A 15,672-nucleotide genomic window follows, 5' to 3' on the forward strand; every position below is an offset into this window, starting at 1 on the left:
CTTGATGCGGGCCCCCCGACCACCCAGTTCAAGCCCCCGTGCACCACCATGCGGTAGATGTGCCCCACATCACCCTGCCTCAGGCAGCCATGGTCCGGGAGGGATCGTCGACGACGCCATGCAGGCGCATGGTCGAAGCCTCGGGGCTGCGGCCAGGCGTGGACCGCGCGGCCACTTGCGCCAACTCATGGGCCGAGAGGGGCTGTCGGGTGCCTTCGGGCAACGGCTGGCGGGTGGCGCACAGCCACAGGGCCGACGCCAATGAGCCCGGACGCATCAAGGACCACGGCGATACGTGGCGTGCGCCCACAGCCATCATGCGCGCGGCCCACCGGGGATCTCGCACGGCGGCCGCACAGAACAGGTGTTCAGCCGCATTGAGCTGCAGACGCCGCGCGAAGTCGTCGATGAAGAAGCGGTGGGGTCCGAAGTGCTGGCGCACCTGACGGGCGTAGGCCTTCAGGCCCTCGCGCCGCCAGCGCTCGTCTTTCAGCCGACCGGACAGGGCCTCGGCCAGCCACTCAGCGCCCTGCAGAGCCCAGCCGCAGCCCACGCCGTGGACGTAGTCCACGCTCTGAAGAGCGTCCCCCACCAGGGCCATGCCTCGCACCACCGGTGGACGGTACAGATTGGGGTGGTCACGCACGACCATCAGGTCGCCTGCCACGTCGGCCTCGTGCAGCTGCGGGGCATCGGGGAGACTGCGGATGCGCGCCAGCAAGGCGTCATGCACCTCAGGCCGTTCCAGCCCGTCGAACCGATCCGGCGGCGCACACCAGGCCAGCAGGGTCACACTGTCGTCGTTGGGGAACACATAGGCCACCTCGGGGCCCGTGAGCCACATCTGCGAACGCTGCCCGCGCTGCAGGTCGACACCACGCATGGCCAACATCACACCATGGCGCCGGTTCTGCGACTGCCGCGGCACCACGCCCGCCAGACGGGCCATCTCGCTGTGCCGGCCGTCGGCGGCCACCACCAGCGGGGTGCGAAGGCTGCGCTCGCCGATGGCGCCCTGCACACGCACGCCTGCGATTCGGCCTTGATGGTCAATCAGCCCGCGAGCTGACACCCCCGTGAGCAGGGTCACTCCGCGTGTGTCCGAGGCGAGCTGTCGCACCATGGGGTCGAGGCGAGCACGGCGGATGTTGTAGCCATGCAGCGGCTGGCCTGGTGGGTGATGTTCAGGGTGGTCCGCGATCCAGCCGTGCGGAGTGTGCAGCTCCATGATGTTGGGCACCCCACCCGCCGTCTCGATCAATGGCACCAGGCCCAGCCGCTCCAGCACCGGCCAAGCCGAGGCCTGGATGTAATGGGTGCACAACTGCTTGTGGGTGTCGTGCCGCGCATGGCGCTCGATCAGGGCCACACGGGCCCCGCCTCGGGCCAGCAGGATGGCTGTGGCGCAGCCGGCCAGGCTGGCACCGACCACCACGACATCGAAATCGGCTTGCGGCATGGTCGCTCCTGAAATGAGTGCGACAGGCCGACGCCACTGCACCGTGCAGCCCGTCCCGCGATGCGGGATGCCCCATTGCAGCACGAAGCCTTGGTGTCCGAAAGACGGGGTATTCCCCCTGATGGCTGCAGAGCCGCGCCATCAGCCCGCGGGCAACACACGGGGCGCCATGCCCAGGTCACGCCACCACTCGGGGTGGCAGCTGAACAGCAGCACCTGGTGGCGTGTGGCGGCGTCGAACAGCACGCGCTTCATCTGGGTCAGGCGCTGGGCATCGGTGTGCACCAGGGCATCGTCCAGCATGATCAGCGTGGGCCGCCCCGCCTCGCGCAGCAGGTCGGCATAGGCCAGTCGGCTGATCAGGCCCAGTTGCTCGCGTGCGCCGAAGCTCAATTCGTCGAGGACGCCCCGTTCAGCCAGCCCGCCAGCCTGTGGCCGCTGCAGCACCGTGGGCACCAGCGTGGGACTGAGCGTGAGTTCAGCCCCGGGGAACAGCAGGCCCAGGTAGCGCTGGAGGTGATGTTGCAAAGGCGCCTGCAGGCGCGTCAGGGCAGCCTGCCGGTGGACCTGCAGGCGATCGCGCAGCAAGGTCAGCGCTTCGGCGCGTTGTTGCAGCTCGGCCAGGCGGCGTGCAGCGCGGGCGGCCTCGGCCTGAGCCAGGGCGAGCCGCTCTTCCAGCCCCTGCGCGCCTTGCTGGGCCAGCGCCTGCTCGCTCAGGGCCAGCTGCGTGCTGCGCTGCTGGTGGGTCTGCCGAACCTGGGCCAGGCTGCGCCCCAGGCGGCTCACGTCCTGCGCCAGAATGTCCGGGCGCGCCTGGCTGATCTGCTGCTGACACTGCTGCACGCGGGCCTGCTGGGTCTGCAGCAAGGTGTGCAGCTCGGTCAGTCGGGCCTGGGCCTCGGCCTGTTCCCGCAGCTGGTCGGGCTGCTGCGCCTGCTGTTCGGCCAGGGCCCACTCGCGCTGGGTGGAATCGGCCAGTGCACGGGCCGCGGCTTGTTCGCTCTGGGCCTGAGCGTGCGCCGCGGTGGCGCGCTGCAGGGCCTGCTCGGCCAGCTTGCAGGCGGCCTCGGCTTCCGCCACGGTGGCCGCTAAACCTGCGCCGGGTTCGGCCAATGCCGAGTCTGCCGCGGGGTCTGATGCCGCGGTGTCTCCGGCGCGCGCCAAGGCCTGCTGCAAGGTGTCCACGTCCTGTGCCAGGCGTGCGGCGTGCGCGCGCAGGGCGGGCAGGCCATGAGGTGCGACCAGTTGCAAGGCCTGCTCGGCCAGGGCCTGTTGCTGCTGACGTCGTACCTGCTCGGCCAGACGGGCCTCCGCACTTTCCAGGTCAGGCACCCCCAGCTCGTTCAAGGCCGCCAGCCAGGCTGCCTCCGCCGCCTGGGCCGTGTGGTGCTGCCGGGTCAAGGCCTGAGGGTCGGCGCCACCCGGTTCGATCTGCAAGGCACCCAGGCCAGGCAGGGTCAGGCGGGTGGCGCCCAGCAACAGCTGCTCGCCCTGGCCTTGCAAGCTCAGGGTTTCAGCATCTGTCAGGCCTTGTGCTTGCAAATGCTGCCCGGGCAACAGGTCAAAACGCAAGCGTGTGGCCAGGCCCTCCAGCCTCAGACGCGCCTGCGCCACATCGGCCTGCAGGGTGCGCAGGCGCCGGATGTCTGACTCTTTCAACGACAACGCGGTGGTGCCTTGGGGCTGAGCGACAGCCAGGAGCGCACGCTCGGCCGCCTCGGCCTGCTGCACCGATTGCGCGGCTTGGGCCTGGTCGCGCCGCAGGGCCTGCAGGTCACGTTGCCACTGGCGGCATTGCTCTGCCTGCTGCGCGCGCTGCAACACAGCCTGTGCTTTCAGCCAGGCTGCTTCGGCCAGGTCGCGCTGGGTCTGCGCCTGAAGCAGGGCCTGCTCGGCACGCTGGGCACGCTCGGCCGCCAGGCGGGCCTGCTCGGCACGCTGAACCAGTCCCTGGGCCTGGCGGGCGCTGTGGCTCAGCACCTGCTGGGCCCACTGCTGCTGGCGTTGCAGTTCGGCTTCCCGGGCCTGAGCCTCATCCAGCTGCTGCCGCGCTTGTTCGGCCAGGTTCAAGGCTTCACGGGCCTGGGTCAATTGCTGCTCCAGGGCCTCCCAGGGTCGCTCGGCTTCGTCGCGCTGGTGCTCGGCGCGCAACTGACTCAGAGCATCGACCTCCTGCTGGTACTGGCTCACCTGGGCCTGCAGGTCCTGCACACGGGCCTTCGTGGCGTCCAGCTGCGCCAGGGCCTCGGCCAGGGCGCCTTTGGGCCGCCCGGTGGCGGTCAGCAGCACCTCACGCAAGGCGTCCACCTGGGCCAGCACCGCATCGCCCTCGGTGGCGGCCAGCCCGGTCAGGCCCGGTGCATCGGCACCGCCTTGGCCATGTCGGGCCAAGGCCTGGTGCAAATGGGCATGGGCATGGTCGGCCGCCGCCTGCAAGTCCTGCCCGGTGCCCTGGCTCACCCACAACAGGCCCGGGATGCCCCAGTGCTCGGCCTTGCTGGCCCCCTTGGCCGCGAAGCCAAAACCCAGCCATTGGGCCAGGTGGTCTTCGGCCTCGGCGCCTTGCCAGCTCTGCGCCCCGATGCGCAGGTCACAGCGGCGCTTGCTGCCCAGGAACGATTTGCTCAACTCACCGGCCACGCCATCGTGCTCGAAGCCGAGCACCACCTGCGGCGTGGCGCCACTGTCGCCCCAAGGCCGCAGATCATCCACCGCCGTGGAGCGGTAGCGCTCGAAGAAAGCCGCCCGAATCGCCCGCACCAGGGTGCTCTTGCCCGCTTCGTTGGGGCCACAGATCAGGTTCAGCCCGGGCTGCAGGTCACGCAGCTCGAAAGGCTGGCGAAAGCGCCGCAGCTGCTCGACCTTCAGGCGCGTCAGGTGAAAGCTCATGCCGTGCCCCCCTGGCGCTCGGCCAGCACACCCGCCAGGATGGCCAGGGCTTCGCGGTGCACGGCCTGCTGCTCGGGCGTGCCGTGGGCCTGACCGTGTCGCAGGTCATCGATGACCGGGGCCAGGTAACCATCGGCCTTCAGGCGCGCCAGGTCCTCGTCGGAAGGCTGCAGGCGCACGGCACCCAAGGGGGCATCCAGATGGCGCAAGCGCGCGCTCGCCTGTGCCAGCGCTTCGCGCAGGGTCTGGTGGCCTGGCAGGTCGAGGGCGCCGCTCAGGGCCAGCTGCACCACGGCACCGTCAGGCAACTGCTGCAGGCTGTGCACCAGGGCTTGCACGTCAGAGGCCACATGCAGCGCGGCCTCCAGGCTGAACCAGCGGTGCCGCGCCGTGGGCAGGCGTGTCACGGTGGGGGCCTGCCCCGGCTCGGGCACATCCACCAGCAAGGCGTGACCCGCATCGTTGTCGCGGAAACGATCCGGCTCGGGCGTGCCGCTGTACCAGGTACGGGCATTGACCTCGCGGCAGCCATGCCAGTCTCCCAAAGCCAGGTAATCCAGCCGCGCGCGCTCGGCGCGGTCAGGCGCGATCGGGTTGGGCGAATCGATGTGCTCGGCCAACAGGCCCTGCACGCTGCCATGGGCCAGGCCCACGCGCACCAGGCCCGCAGGCGTGTCGGCCAGGTCGAACCACGCGGTGGCATCGTCGAAGGTGTGGCGTTGCGTCAAAGGGGCCGGCAGCACGGCCAGCCCGGCCTGCGGCAGCAGCACAGGCTCGGGGCGCAGGGCCAGGTGCACATGGGCGGGCACCACGCCCAGGCGCTGCGCGCGGGTCCACACGCTTTCGGCCAGGGCCGCGTCGTGGTTGCCGGGCATCAACACCCAAGGGCCATCAAAGCCTTTCAGGGCATTGAACAGCTGGCGCACCGTGCGCTCGGACACCGTCTGCAGGTCGAACACATCGCCCGCCACCAGCACGGCATCGGCCGCATGCTGCACCGCCAGGGCCGCCAGCCGCTCCACCGCGGCCACGCGCGCCTCGGCCAGGGGCACGGCGTCTTCTTCCGGGAAGGTGGTGTACTGGCGACCGATCTGCCAGTCGGCGGTGTGGAGGATGCGGGGCATGGGGGGCGTGTTCAGGGCGCACACGCAAGCGTGCCCCGGCACTGTACAACCCCATGCGGCTCAGGCCGCGCCGGGCACACGCATCAGCTGGTCGCGCACCCAGGTTTGCGACAGGTCCAGCCACTCGCGGTAGTGGCCCATGGCGCAGTGGTCGTCATTCGGGTAGAGCTTGAGTGTCGCACGGGGTGCCTGGGCGGCCAGGTCACGCGAGTCCTGCGTGCTCAGCAGGGTGTCGTGGTCCCCGTTGATCACCAGCAGCGGGATCTGGATCTGCGCATACAGCGGGCGCAACGACAAGGCCCTCAAGGCCCGCATCAGCCCATGAAGGCTGGTCGCCCCCGTGGTGTGCTGCAAGGCTTTGACGATGATGTCGGGGATGCCGATGGTGTTGCCGACCTGGAAGGTGCGGTGGGTGGGCGCGCCGCACGCCACCGCGCATTGCAAGCGGCGGCTGGTGGCGGCCAGGCGTGCGGCCCAGTAGGCCCCGAAACTCACGCCCACCAGGCCGATGCGGCCAGGGTCCACACGCGGGTGGCGGGCCAGGTGTTCAATCACCCCGTGGTAGATGCTTTCCGAGTCCACCGACATGCGCTGGCGGTGCGCGTAGGTGCCGGGCATCTCCATGAAAAACACCGCCAGGCCGCTGTCGTGGTAACGCAGCAGCGGGATGGCCAGCTCCTGCACCGTGCCTTCCAGGCCATTGGTCACCACCACCAGCGGGCATCGTTGCGAGCCTGCGGGCGTGGCCAGGTAGCCCTTGACGGTCTCGCCGTTCACCTCGATGGCCACGCGCTCGATGACCATGCCCAGCAAGGGCGCGACCACCTGGGTGAGGCCATCGAACAACTGCGCCGACCGGTGATACGCCTGCAGCCTGCCGGCTGTGTGCCCCGGGAAGGCGCTGACCTGGTAGTAAGTGATGGCCTTGACCGTGCAGCGCAAGGCTTCCAGCGCCTGCTGGGCCGACGACCCCTCGTCGCCGGCGACCCCCAAGGGGGCGCTACGCTCCGACATCAAGGTGGCCACCTGCGCCCCCCAAGGGGCCAGGGCCGCACGGGCCTGCGTGCAGGCAGGGTTCGAGGCGAAACCGGGCACACACGCCTCGGCCGCCTGCAACTGGGCCTCGGCCAGCGCGTTCCAGTGACCGCACCAGGCCTCGTCGGTGAACGAGCGAACACCGTTCATCTGATCACGGAACTGCGCGGCGTCCAGCCCGCCCATGGCGGCATAACGCTGCACGAACAAGGCCGGCAGGAAGTAGCCAGCCCCCAGGCGCCGGGCGGCGTGCTCGGTGGTGCGGGTCAGCAGGCAGGTCGTGATGAACAGGCGACGCAGCGCGTCGCGGAAGGGCTTGGGCATGCGGGCTCTCTGGCGGGCGTTTATTGAACTCATGTTCAATAAATGATTATGCGTAGACTGTTGAACCCATGTCAAACAAAACACCCTCTCCCACGAAGCGCCCGGTGCGCCAAGCGACAGGCGCGCGCCTCGCCCCCGACGCGCGCCGGGCCCACCTCTTGTCGGTGGGCGCAGCGGCGTTTGGCGCGCATGCTTACGACGACGTGCAGATCGACCAGATCGCGCAGCAGGCGGGGGTCTCGCGGGGGCTGCTCTACCACTACTTCCCAGGCAAGCAGGAGTTCTTCGCGGCCATCGTCGAAGACGGGTACGACGACATCCTGAGGGTGACCCTGCCGGACCCGGCCTTGCCGCCGCTGGCCCAACTCCAGGCCTCGCTGGAGGCCTACTTCGACCACGTCGCCGAGCACCCACACACCTACCGGGCGCTGTTTCGCAGCGCGGCCAGCGCCCACCAGGGCGTGCAAGCCGTGGTGCAGCGCAACCTGGACACCCAGGCCCAGCGCATCATGGTTGCCTTGGCCCCCATGTCGCCGCCCAGCCCTTTGCTGACACTGTCTGTGCGTGCCTGGCTGGCCTTCCTGGTGCACGCCGCGCTGGACTGGCTGGACAGCCAGCCGCCACTCGACCGTCAGGCCGTGATCCGTGCCTGCACGGCGGCTTTGGTGGGTGCGGTGGGGGGGGTGGGGGGTGTGCCCCCCGGCACCTGAGATGTTTGACCGCAGCGCATGGATCGACAGCTCGCATGGAAACAGATCACAAGCTGTAAGCCGAAGATACAGCTTTGGTTGCGTACCCTTGATTTACAATTCATAATACGTGAATCCTGAATACAAGCATTGGCCTGTATGCATGAATTCCCAGTTCGCAATCCAGACCAGTTGCCAGCCTTGCTGCAATCGTTTCGCAAGGCCGCTGGTTTGACGCAAGCCGAAACCGCGCTGCGCCTGGGCGTCACGCAGCAAACCTACTCTGCGCTGGAACGCCATGCCAGCAAGGTCAGCGCCGAGCGCCTGCTCCTGCTCCTCAACCTGCTCGGTGTCGAGGTGGTGCTGCACGCCAAGCCCACCTCCAACACCGGCACCGGCGTCCGGGCAGCAGAGCCACCCGCAGATCCCGCAGACCACCACGGCCCAGCATGGTGAGCCCACGCCATGGGAAGACGCTCTCACACCCGCGCCCTGAGCCTGTGGATGAACGGTGTCCGAGTGGGCACCTGGCTCACGGCACCGCGCAGCCCGGACACACTGCAATACGACCCCCACTGGGTGCAAAGCCGCGAAGGCCGGCCCCTGTCCTTGTCGCTGCCCTTCACGCCGGGCAACGCCCCGCATCGGGGCGAGCGTGTGCGCCACCATTTCGACAACCTGCTGCCCGACAGCCCAGACATCCGGGCGCGCCTGGCTCGCCGTTACCGGGCCACGTCCACCGAGGCCTTTGATGTGCTGGCACAGGCCGGCCAGGACTGCGTGGGTGCGCTCCAGATCCTGGAGGGAGATGCCAGTCCAGCCGTGGCCTCAGTGCAAGCGCGCCCGCTGAATCACAGCGAAGTGGCCGCCGTATTGCGACACGCCACCGCCGCCACGGCCCCGGGATTCATGGAAGACGACGACTTCCGCATCTCGATTGCAGGCGCGCAAGAAAAGACCGCGCTGCTCAGGCTGGATGGTCAATGGTGCGTGCCGCAAGGTGCCACCCCCACCACCCACATCCTCAAGCTGCCATTGGGCCTGGTGGGTGGCATGGGCCTGGACCTGCGCGAATCGGTTGAGAACGAGTGGTTGTGCGCGCAGATCCTGGCGGCCTATGGCCTGCCTGTGGCCCGTTGCGAGCCTGTTCAATTCGAAGATGTCAAAGCGTTGGCGGTCGAGCGCTTTGACCGCATGTGGTGGGCAGCGCCCGACGGGCAGCAGCACCTCATCCGCCTGCCACAAGAAGACCTGTGCCAGGCCACCGCGACCGCCCCTGATCTGAAGTACGAATCCCAAGGCGGCCCCGGCATCGACCGCATCATGTCGGTGCTGTCCGGCTCGATCACACCTGAGCAAGACAAGCGCACCTTCTTCCTGGCGCAGGTGCTGTTCTGGATGCTGTGCGCGCCCGACGGCCACGCCAAGAACTTCAGCCTGTTCATCCGGCCGGGAGGGCGCTTTCAACTCACGCCGCTGTACGACGTGATCTCGGCCTACCCCATCCTCGGCGATGGGCCCAACCAGATCTCACCGTTCAAGGTCAAACTGGCCATGGCTGTGCGTGGCAAAAACACGCACTGGAAGATGAACGACATCCAGCGGCAACATTGGGTGGCGGTGGGAGCTCGGCACGGTGTGGTCACCGAGCATGGCCAACCCGTCGACAAGCTGCTGGACGATCTGGTGGCACGCACACCTGAGGTCATCCGTCAAATCAGGCACAAGCTGCCTGAGGGGTTTCCGATGCCATTGGCCCACTGCATCCTGCAGGGGGTGGAGCAAGCCTCACTGAAACTTTTGGCATGACCACAAGCAGGGCACACGGAGCCCAGCGGCGAGGAATTGTCGGAACGAGGCCTGCGCATGAATTGCAGAGCCTTCCTTGAGGGGGCTGAGGTGGGGCTGTTTGCCCCAGGTCACTCAAGTGGCGCGCCCGGCTGGGATCGAACCAGCAACCCCTGCCTTCGGAGGGCAGTACTCTATCCATTGAGCTACGGGCGCAGCGCAACCGCATTCTAGCAGGCGCACTTGTCAAGCCCGTCACGCAAAACGCAGCATTTGGGCGTGCGTGCGCCACTTGTTGTGGTGACTGGGCGCCGATCACCGTTCAACTGGCTTCATCCCTGCTTGACGCGGGTTTTATAATCTTGCGATTGTTTACGTCACCGCCCCACCGAGGACTCACATGAGCCAAGCGCCCCAATCCCACGACGAAGGCCCCATCCAGACGCCCCAGCAGCTGATGCTGGCCATCGTGCTGGCTTTCGTGGTGCCCGTCACCATCATCGCCCTGCTGGTCAACTACGTGAACTCGGCTGCCAAGGGTGGCGCGGGCTCCAGCGCCCTGGCGCCTGAAGCCGTGGCCCAGCGCATCATGCCGGTGGCCGCAGTGAAGGTGCAGGCCGTCACGGCAGCGCCCGGTTCGCGTGGCGGTGAAGACGTGTACAAGGCCCAGTGTGCTTCGTGCCACGGCGCCGGCGCCCTGGGCGCACCCAAGTACGGTGACGGTGGCGCCTGGGCCGCCCGCATCGGCAAGGGCCTGGACACCCTGACCGACCACGCCGTCAAGGGTTTCAACGCCATGCCCGCGCAAGGCGGTGGTGATTTCGTCGAAGTCGAGATCAAGCGCGCCGTGGCCTACATGGCCAACGCCGGTGGCGCCAAGTTCGAAGAACCGCCGGTGGCTGCAGCCGAAGGCGCCAGCGAAGCCAAGTGACGCCGCGCGGGGCCTGATCGCCCCGCTGCCCCGCAGGCACAAAAAAGCCGACCCGTCGAGGTCGGCTTTTTCATGGCCCGCCGAACTCAGGCGGCAGCCGGTTGTGGGTTCAGCACCACCCCGTGGCGCTGCACCAAGTCGCGGCCCTGCACCTCTTCGGGTGCCCAGCCCAGGGACTCCATGGCCTCGGCCGCCGCCACCATGTCCTGCGAGCGCACGACACCCAGGCCATGCTCGGTCTGCAGGTACAGGCGCCCGTCTTCGTCCAGGTAGGTGGCCTGCACCTGCGCCACCGGCATGCCCGTGTGCGTTTCCAGACGCCAGCCCCCCGGCACGGCGGCATCGGCCATCACGCCGATCACCCAGGGGGCCGCCTCCAGCCACACGTACACGCGCTGGGGGCCGTTCTGAAAGAACCATTGGCCCTGCGCATCGTGCTCGTAGTTGCGGGCAATGAAGTCCTTGAGCTTGCCGTGCGTCACACGGCTTCCTTTGGCCTGCGGAAAGGGCCCGGAGCGCTGCGTGGGCTCGTCGCGCAGGTACCAGTCACCCCGCGCGTCCAGGCCCAGCCAGCCGTGGCAGTGCGGCACATTGGGCCACTTCTTGATGGCGGCCTTGACGATGTCATCCATGGCGTTGTCCTTGTTCGGTTGGCGCGGTGGCGCGCGGCACGTGCTGGGCCAGCCAACGGCCCACCGCTTCGGGCATGGGCCGCACATGGCCCGGCCATCGCCCGCCCGGAAAACCCACATGCCCACCATGGCGCGGACGCCAGAGCGTCACCCAGCCGCTCACCTGATCGGCCCGAGGCAGGCTACCCGCAGGCACGAAAGGGTCGTTCTGGGCGTTCAAGGCCAGGGCCGGCACACCCACCAGCCCCTGGAGTCTGGGGCCTGCCGAGCAGCGCGCCCAGTAGTCTTCGGTGTTGGCAAAGCCATGCAGAGGTGCCGTCACGACGTTGTCGTAGGCGTACAGGTCAGCGGCTGCACGCAAGGCCTGCTCGTCGATGAAGCCGGGGAAGCGCTGCAGCTTGTGCAGCATCTTGGGCTTCATGGTCGACAGGAACATGCGCGTGTACACCAGCCGGTTGAAACCCCGCCCGATGGCATGCCCTGCCGCGGCCAGGTCCAGGGGCGAGCACACCGCAGCCACAGCCAGCACCTTCTGGCGGGCTGCATGGCCCATCTCCTGCGCCCAGCGCAGCAAGGCATTGCCACCCAGCGAGATGCCCACGGCCACGCGCGGGCCCTCCGGGTGAGCCTGCTGAACCTGCCCCAGCATCCAGTCGATTTCGGCGAAATCGCCGCTGTGGTACGCCCGAGGCAGCCGGTTCAGTTCACCCGAGCAGCCCCGAAAGTGCGGCACCACACAGCCCCAGTGCTGCTCGCGGGCCCAATGGGCAAAGGCCTGCGCGTAATGGCTGGCCGACGAGCCCTCCAGCCCGTGGAACACCACCAGCACGGGCGAGGTGGGCGCCAGGGGCTCGACCAGCCAGTCGAAATCAATGAAGTCGCCATCGGGCGTGTCCACCCGCACGCGGCGGCCGGTCAGGGGGCGGCTGTCGGCCTTCCAGTGGCGCGCGGCTCGCGCGGGCCAGATGGTCTGCAGGTTGCCGCCCAGGGCGCCTGGCGCGTGCAGCCACCAGGGCGGCTGCCAGTGGTCCATGGCCATGCTCAGCGCACCCTCAATGCAGCACCGGCCCGGCCTCGACCATCTCCAGCATCTGGTCGGCCTGGCCCGGGCTGGCATGGTGGGCCACCATGCGCCAGCCCAGCTCCGACCGCACGAACACATTGGTGGCCAGCACATAGGCCGTCTGCAGGCCTTCGCTGGTGATGGCCTGCACCTTCTCCAGCACGTGGTGCACGGCGCAGGTGGCCGTCTCCATGCGGCGGGTGCTCACGGGCGTGATGGCCATGCCGCCGTTGGACAGCACCGTCTCGAAGCCGGCCCGGATCGCGCCCGGCCCCACCAGGCGGGGCCCATTGGGGTGCACGCAGGCCACCTCCTCGTCCTCGGCCCAGAGCGACATCAGCCGCTCCACATCGCCCTGCTGCAGGGCTTCATAGAAGGCCTGCTCGGTCTCTTCGGCCGTGGCCATCAAGGCCGCCTGGGCGCTGCGGGTGCGGGCATCAGCCATGGGCTACTCCAGAGATCAGCGGAAGACCACCGTCTTGTGGCCGTTCATCAGCACCCGGTGCTCGGTGTGCCACTTCACGGCACGCGCCAGCACCAGGCACTCCACATCGCGACCCACAGCCGTGAAGTCTTCGGGGCTCAGTGTGTGGTCCACGCGCTCCACATCCTGCTCGATGATCGGGCCTTCATCCAGGTCGGCCGTCACGTAGTGCGCGGTGGCCCCGATCAGCTTCACGCCACGGTCGTGCGCCTGATAGTAGGGGCGCGCGCCCTTGAAGCTGGGCAGGAAGCTGTGGTGGATGTTGATCGCGCGGCCTTTGAGGAACTGGCAGAACTCGGTGCTCAGGATCTGCATGTAGCGCGCCAGCACCACCAGGTCGATGCCGTGCTGGATCACCAGGCTTTCCACCTGCTGCTCCTGCTCGCGCTTGACCTCGGCCGAAGCGCCCGTGGGCAGGGGCAAGTGGTGGAACGGGATGCCATAGCTGGCCGCCAGCTCGGCGTAATCGGGGTGGTTCGAAACGATGGCCGGGATCTCGATGTCCAGCCAGCCGGATCGCCAGCGGAACAACAGGTCGTTCAGGCAATGGCCATGCTTGCTCACCATCACCAGCACACGGGGCTTGCGCACCAGGCTGTGGATCATGGCCTGCATCTGGAACTGCTCGCGCACATGGCTGAACAGCTTCTCCAGCGTGGCCACATCGGCCAGGTGTTCGGGTGCATGAAAGTGCACGCGCATGAAGAACAGCCCCGTGCTGTCTTCGCAGCCCAGGTCACCGAACTGCTGCGAATCGACGATGTTGCAACCGGCCTGGTACAGCAAGCCCGAGACGGCATGCACGATGCCCTTGGCATCGGGGCACGACAGGGTGAGAACGAAATCGCGTGTGCTTTTCATGATCGCCACATTGTAGAAGGCGCGCCACGTTTGCTGCGGGGCACAAGTCCTGCACAATGCGGAAGTCCGTTCCTCGAAACGCACCCACCTTCACAACGAGGTCGAATGAGGCAAACCGCTGACTTGGCCGCCCTGCTCGGGCGAGTGGCCCTGGGAGATCGCGTGGCATTCGACACGCTTTATCGCGCATCCAGCTCGCATCTGCTGGGCGTGATCCTGCGTATCCAACATGACCGAGCCCAGGCCGAAGATGTCCTCCAGGAGGTGTACATCAACGTCTGGCGAGCTGCGCAGAGCTACAACGCGGCGCTGGCCAATCCCACCACCTGGCTGGTGAGCATTGCCCGCAACCGCGCGATCGACAGCCTGCGGCGGAAGGCGTCCAGTCCGGACACCGTCTCCAGCATCGCCCGTGGCTCCGACGATGAGGACGAGCATGACCTGCTGGAACGCATGGCCGACGACAGCCCCGGCCCCCTGGAACAACTGGAAGCGGCCACCCGGGCCCGATCACTCGAGCGCTGCATGGATCAGCTCTCGGCCGATCAGCGCGGCAGCCTGGCCCTGGCTTACTACCAGGGCCTGTCGCACAGCGAAGTGGCCGACCAGATGGGGCAGCCCCTGGGCACCGTCAAAAGCTGGGTGCGACGCGGCATGCAGAGCCTCAAGACCTGCCTGGAGAGAGCCGCCGAGGCTCTGAACTGACATGGACTACAGCCGCCCCCTTCTGGCCGAACGCCTGGCCGCCGAGTACGTGCTCGGCACCCTGCGCGGCCCGGCTCGCCGCCGTTTCGAAGCCCTGTTGCCCGCCCATCCTGGCCTGAGGCATCAGGTTCAGCACTGGGAACAGCGTCTGCACGTGCTGGCGGCTGACATCCCCCCGGTCAACCCGCGCCCGGTGGTGTGGCAGCGCATCCAGCAACGCCTGTTCCCTGCCGCCGCCGAGCCCCTGCGGCCCTGGTGGCAACGCCTGGCGCTGTGGCAAGGCCTGGCCACCGTCGCCACGGTGGCCGCCATCAGCCTGGGCGTGCTGCTGCAGCAACCCACCCCCAGCCAGCCGCCCATCGTGGTCGTGCTGCAAAGCACCGACCCGGCGCTGCAGAAGGCCTCCACAGGCGCTGCAGCGCAGTTTGTGGCCAGCATCAGCGGAGACGGCCAGAGCCTGGTGCTCAAGCCCATCGCAGGCGCCAGCATCACGGCCCAGCAGGCGCTGGAGTTGTGGGCCTTGCCCAGCGGTGGCGGCGCACCGCGCTCGTTGGGCCTGGTCTCGGCCCAGGACAGCACCACCGTGCTGCGCAAGGCCTTGCTGCAAGGCAACGACGGCTTTGCCATCAGCGTGGAGCCCCCAGGCGGTTCGCCCACTGGCGCCCCCACCGGCCCGGTCATTTCCGTGGGAAAGTTCCGCACCTGACCTGATTTCGCACACGGCGCTGCATCCAAAGCAGCGCCGCTTCCGTAACCATCGGCATCGCGGGCCGATTGGGTCCGTGAACTTCAACCTGATGAACACGGAGCCTTTCATGTCCTTCAAGACCCACGCCGCCCTGAGCCTGATCGCTGTCGCCGCCACCCTCGGCGGTTGCGCCATGTCGCCCAAGGTCGACAACGCTGCATTGCCCGAGGCCGTTCGCGCGCCTGCCGGCCACAAGCAGAGCGGCTACACCGTCACCAGCGGTGGCGAGATCACCTACGAGTGCCGCACCAAGAAGGACGCGCCTGACCAGTTCGCCTGGGCTTTCGTGGCGCCCGTGGCCGCGCTGAACGAAGGCGGCAAGGCCGTGGGCAAGTACTACGCAGGCCCCACCTGGGAATACAACGACGGCTCGAAGTTCACCGGCAAGCAAGTGGCCGTGGCCCCGGGTGAAGCGGGTGCCATTCCGCTGCAACTGGTCAAGGCCGACCCGTCATCGGGCAATGGCGCCCTCAGCAACGTGACCTACGTGCAGCGCCTGAACACCAAGGGTGGCGTGGCCCCCGCACTGCCCTGCGGCGCCGCCCAGGCGGGCCAGAAGCAGGTCGTGAAGTACCAGGCCGACTACGTGTTCTACAAGGCCAGCAGCGGCTACTGATGCACCGGGGCGCATGACAGCGCCCCCATCAGCTGCCCATGAAAAAAGCCCGCCAGGCCTGAGCCTGCGGGCTTTTGTTCTTCCGGCCGCCGCACAGGCAGCCCGGCACCGCGCCATCAATGATGGTGAAGGTGCTCGCCGTCTTTCAGCTTGTACACCGTGCCACAGTAGGGGCACTTGCCTTCACCCGACTTCGACAGGTTGATGAACACGCGCGGGTGGTTGCTCCACAGCGGCATCTTGGGGTTCGGGCAGAACACCACGCCTTCGCCTTGCACGTCGGCAGCGGTCACTTCCACGGGTTGGGTGCTGGTGTTGCTCATG

Annotated in this window: 16 protein-coding genes and 1 tRNA gene; 7 read left to right on the forward strand and 10 right to left on the reverse strand. The window is 67.9% G+C overall.

The window, feature by feature from the left end:
* Positions 1-79: 79 nt before the first annotated feature.
* The 4 genes from EYS42_RS11975 to EYS42_RS11990 all read right to left on the reverse strand — a co-directional run bounded on the left by EYS42_RS11975 (position 80) and on the right by EYS42_RS11990 (position 6,831).
* Positions 80-1,459 carry an NAD(P)/FAD-dependent oxidoreductase gene (locus tag EYS42_RS11975; RefSeq protein WP_130968391.1) on the reverse strand — a complete coding sequence of 460 codons (1,380 nt, stop codon included), beginning with the start codon at positions 1,457-1,459 and terminating at the stop codon, positions 80-82.
* Between the two features lie 141 nt (positions 1,460-1,600).
* The gene (locus tag EYS42_RS11980; RefSeq protein ID WP_130968392.1) at positions 1,601-4,348 is read right to left on the reverse strand and encodes an AAA family ATPase; all 2,748 of its coding nucleotides are present in this window, start codon (positions 4,346-4,348) and stop codon (positions 1,601-1,603) included.
* Entirely contained in the window at positions 4,345-5,472 is a 1,128-nt protein-coding gene (locus EYS42_RS11985) for a metallophosphoesterase family protein (protein WP_130968393.1), read from the reverse strand. Before EYS42_RS11985 ends, EYS42_RS11980 begins: the two co-directional genes overlap by 4 nt.
* 60 nt (positions 5,473-5,532) lie before the next feature.
* Positions 5,533-6,831, reverse strand: a complete 1,299-nt coding sequence (locus EYS42_RS11990; RefSeq protein ID WP_165456755.1) for an alpha/beta hydrolase family protein — start codon at positions 6,829-6,831, stop codon at positions 5,533-5,535.
* 104 nt (positions 6,832-6,935) lie between these two features.
* Between EYS42_RS11990 and EYS42_RS11995 the strand changes: the two genes are divergently transcribed.
* The 3 genes from EYS42_RS11995 (at position 6,936) to EYS42_RS12005 (ending at position 9,329) form a co-directional block, all read left to right on the forward strand.
* Positions 6,936-7,541 carry a TetR/AcrR family transcriptional regulator gene (locus EYS42_RS11995; RefSeq protein WP_165456756.1) on the forward strand — a complete coding sequence of 202 codons (606 nt, stop codon included), beginning with the start codon at positions 6,936-6,938 and terminating at the stop codon, positions 7,539-7,541.
* Between the two features lie 138 nt (positions 7,542-7,679).
* Positions 7,680-7,976, forward strand: coding sequence for a helix-turn-helix domain-containing protein (locus EYS42_RS12000; RefSeq protein WP_130968396.1), 297 nt, complete (start codon positions 7,680-7,682; stop codon positions 7,974-7,976).
* A gap of 9 nt (positions 7,977-7,985) precedes the next feature.
* Positions 7,986-9,329, forward strand: a complete 1,344-nt coding sequence (locus tag EYS42_RS12005; RefSeq protein ID WP_130968397.1) for a type II toxin-antitoxin system HipA family toxin — start codon at positions 7,986-7,988, stop codon at positions 9,327-9,329.
* A 119-nt stretch (positions 9,330-9,448) separates the two neighbouring features.
* On the opposite strand, the gene EYS42_RS12010 is transcribed toward EYS42_RS12005, so the two are convergent.
* A tRNA-Arg gene (locus tag EYS42_RS12010) sits at positions 9,449-9,524 on the reverse strand.
* Positions 9,525-9,708: 184 nt separating this feature from the next.
* Here EYS42_RS12010 and EYS42_RS12015 point away from each other — a divergent pair.
* The gene (locus tag EYS42_RS12015; RefSeq protein ID WP_130968398.1) at positions 9,709-10,239 is read left to right on the forward strand and encodes a c-type cytochrome; all 531 of its coding nucleotides are present in this window, start codon (positions 9,709-9,711) and stop codon (positions 10,237-10,239) included.
* 86 nt (positions 10,240-10,325) lie between these two features.
* On the opposite strand, the gene EYS42_RS12020 is transcribed toward EYS42_RS12015, so the two are convergent.
* From EYS42_RS12020 to purU, 4 genes are read right to left on the reverse strand one after another with little or no spacing between them, the layout of a single operon-like run.
* On the reverse strand, positions 10,326-10,871 hold the full coding sequence (locus EYS42_RS12020; RefSeq protein WP_130968399.1) for a DUF2946 family protein: 546 nt from the start codon (positions 10,869-10,871) through the stop codon (positions 10,326-10,328).
* A complete protein-coding gene (locus EYS42_RS12025) occupies positions 10,864-11,904 on the reverse strand; it encodes a YheT family hydrolase (RefSeq protein WP_130968400.1) in 1,041 nt (346 codons plus the stop codon). Before EYS42_RS12025 ends, EYS42_RS12020 begins: the two co-directional genes overlap by 8 nt.
* Positions 11,905-11,923: 19 nt before the next feature.
* Positions 11,924-12,379: a YybH family protein gene (locus EYS42_RS12030; RefSeq protein WP_245503622.1), complete on the reverse strand. Its 456-nt coding sequence runs from the start codon at positions 12,377-12,379 to the stop codon at positions 11,924-11,926.
* 15 nt (positions 12,380-12,394) lie between these two features.
* Positions 12,395-13,279, reverse strand: coding sequence for a formyltetrahydrofolate deformylase (gene purU / locus EYS42_RS12035; RefSeq protein ID WP_130968401.1), 885 nt, complete (start codon positions 13,277-13,279; stop codon positions 12,395-12,397).
* A gap of 105 nt (positions 13,280-13,384) precedes the next feature.
* Between purU and EYS42_RS12040 the strand changes: the two genes are divergently transcribed.
* The 3 genes from EYS42_RS12040 (at position 13,385) to EYS42_RS12050 (ending at position 15,348) form a co-directional block, all read left to right on the forward strand.
* Positions 13,385-13,984, forward strand: a complete 600-nt coding sequence (locus EYS42_RS12040) for a sigma-70 family RNA polymerase sigma factor (RefSeq protein ID WP_130968402.1) — start codon at positions 13,385-13,387, stop codon at positions 13,982-13,984.
* Between the two features lies 1 nt (position 13,985).
* On the forward strand, positions 13,986-14,690 hold the full coding sequence (locus tag EYS42_RS12045; RefSeq protein ID WP_130968403.1) for an anti-sigma factor: 705 nt from the start codon (positions 13,986-13,988) through the stop codon (positions 14,688-14,690).
* A 109-nt stretch (positions 14,691-14,799) separates the two neighbouring features.
* Positions 14,800-15,348 (forward strand): DUF3455 domain-containing protein, encoded by a 549-nt coding sequence (locus EYS42_RS12050; RefSeq protein WP_130968404.1) that lies wholly within the window; start codon positions 14,800-14,802, stop codon positions 15,346-15,348.
* 116 nt (positions 15,349-15,464) lie between these two features.
* On the opposite strand, the gene EYS42_RS12055 is transcribed toward EYS42_RS12050, so the two are convergent.
* On the reverse strand, positions 15,465-15,671 hold the full coding sequence (locus tag EYS42_RS12055) for a zinc-finger domain-containing protein (RefSeq protein ID WP_130968405.1): 207 nt from the start codon (positions 15,669-15,671) through the stop codon (positions 15,465-15,467).
* Position 15,672: the final 1 nt, after the last annotated feature.

Source organism: Aquabacterium lacunae, assembly GCF_004310865.1.
GTDB lineage: Bacteria > Pseudomonadota > Gammaproteobacteria > Burkholderiales > Burkholderiaceae_C > Aquabacterium > Aquabacterium lacunae.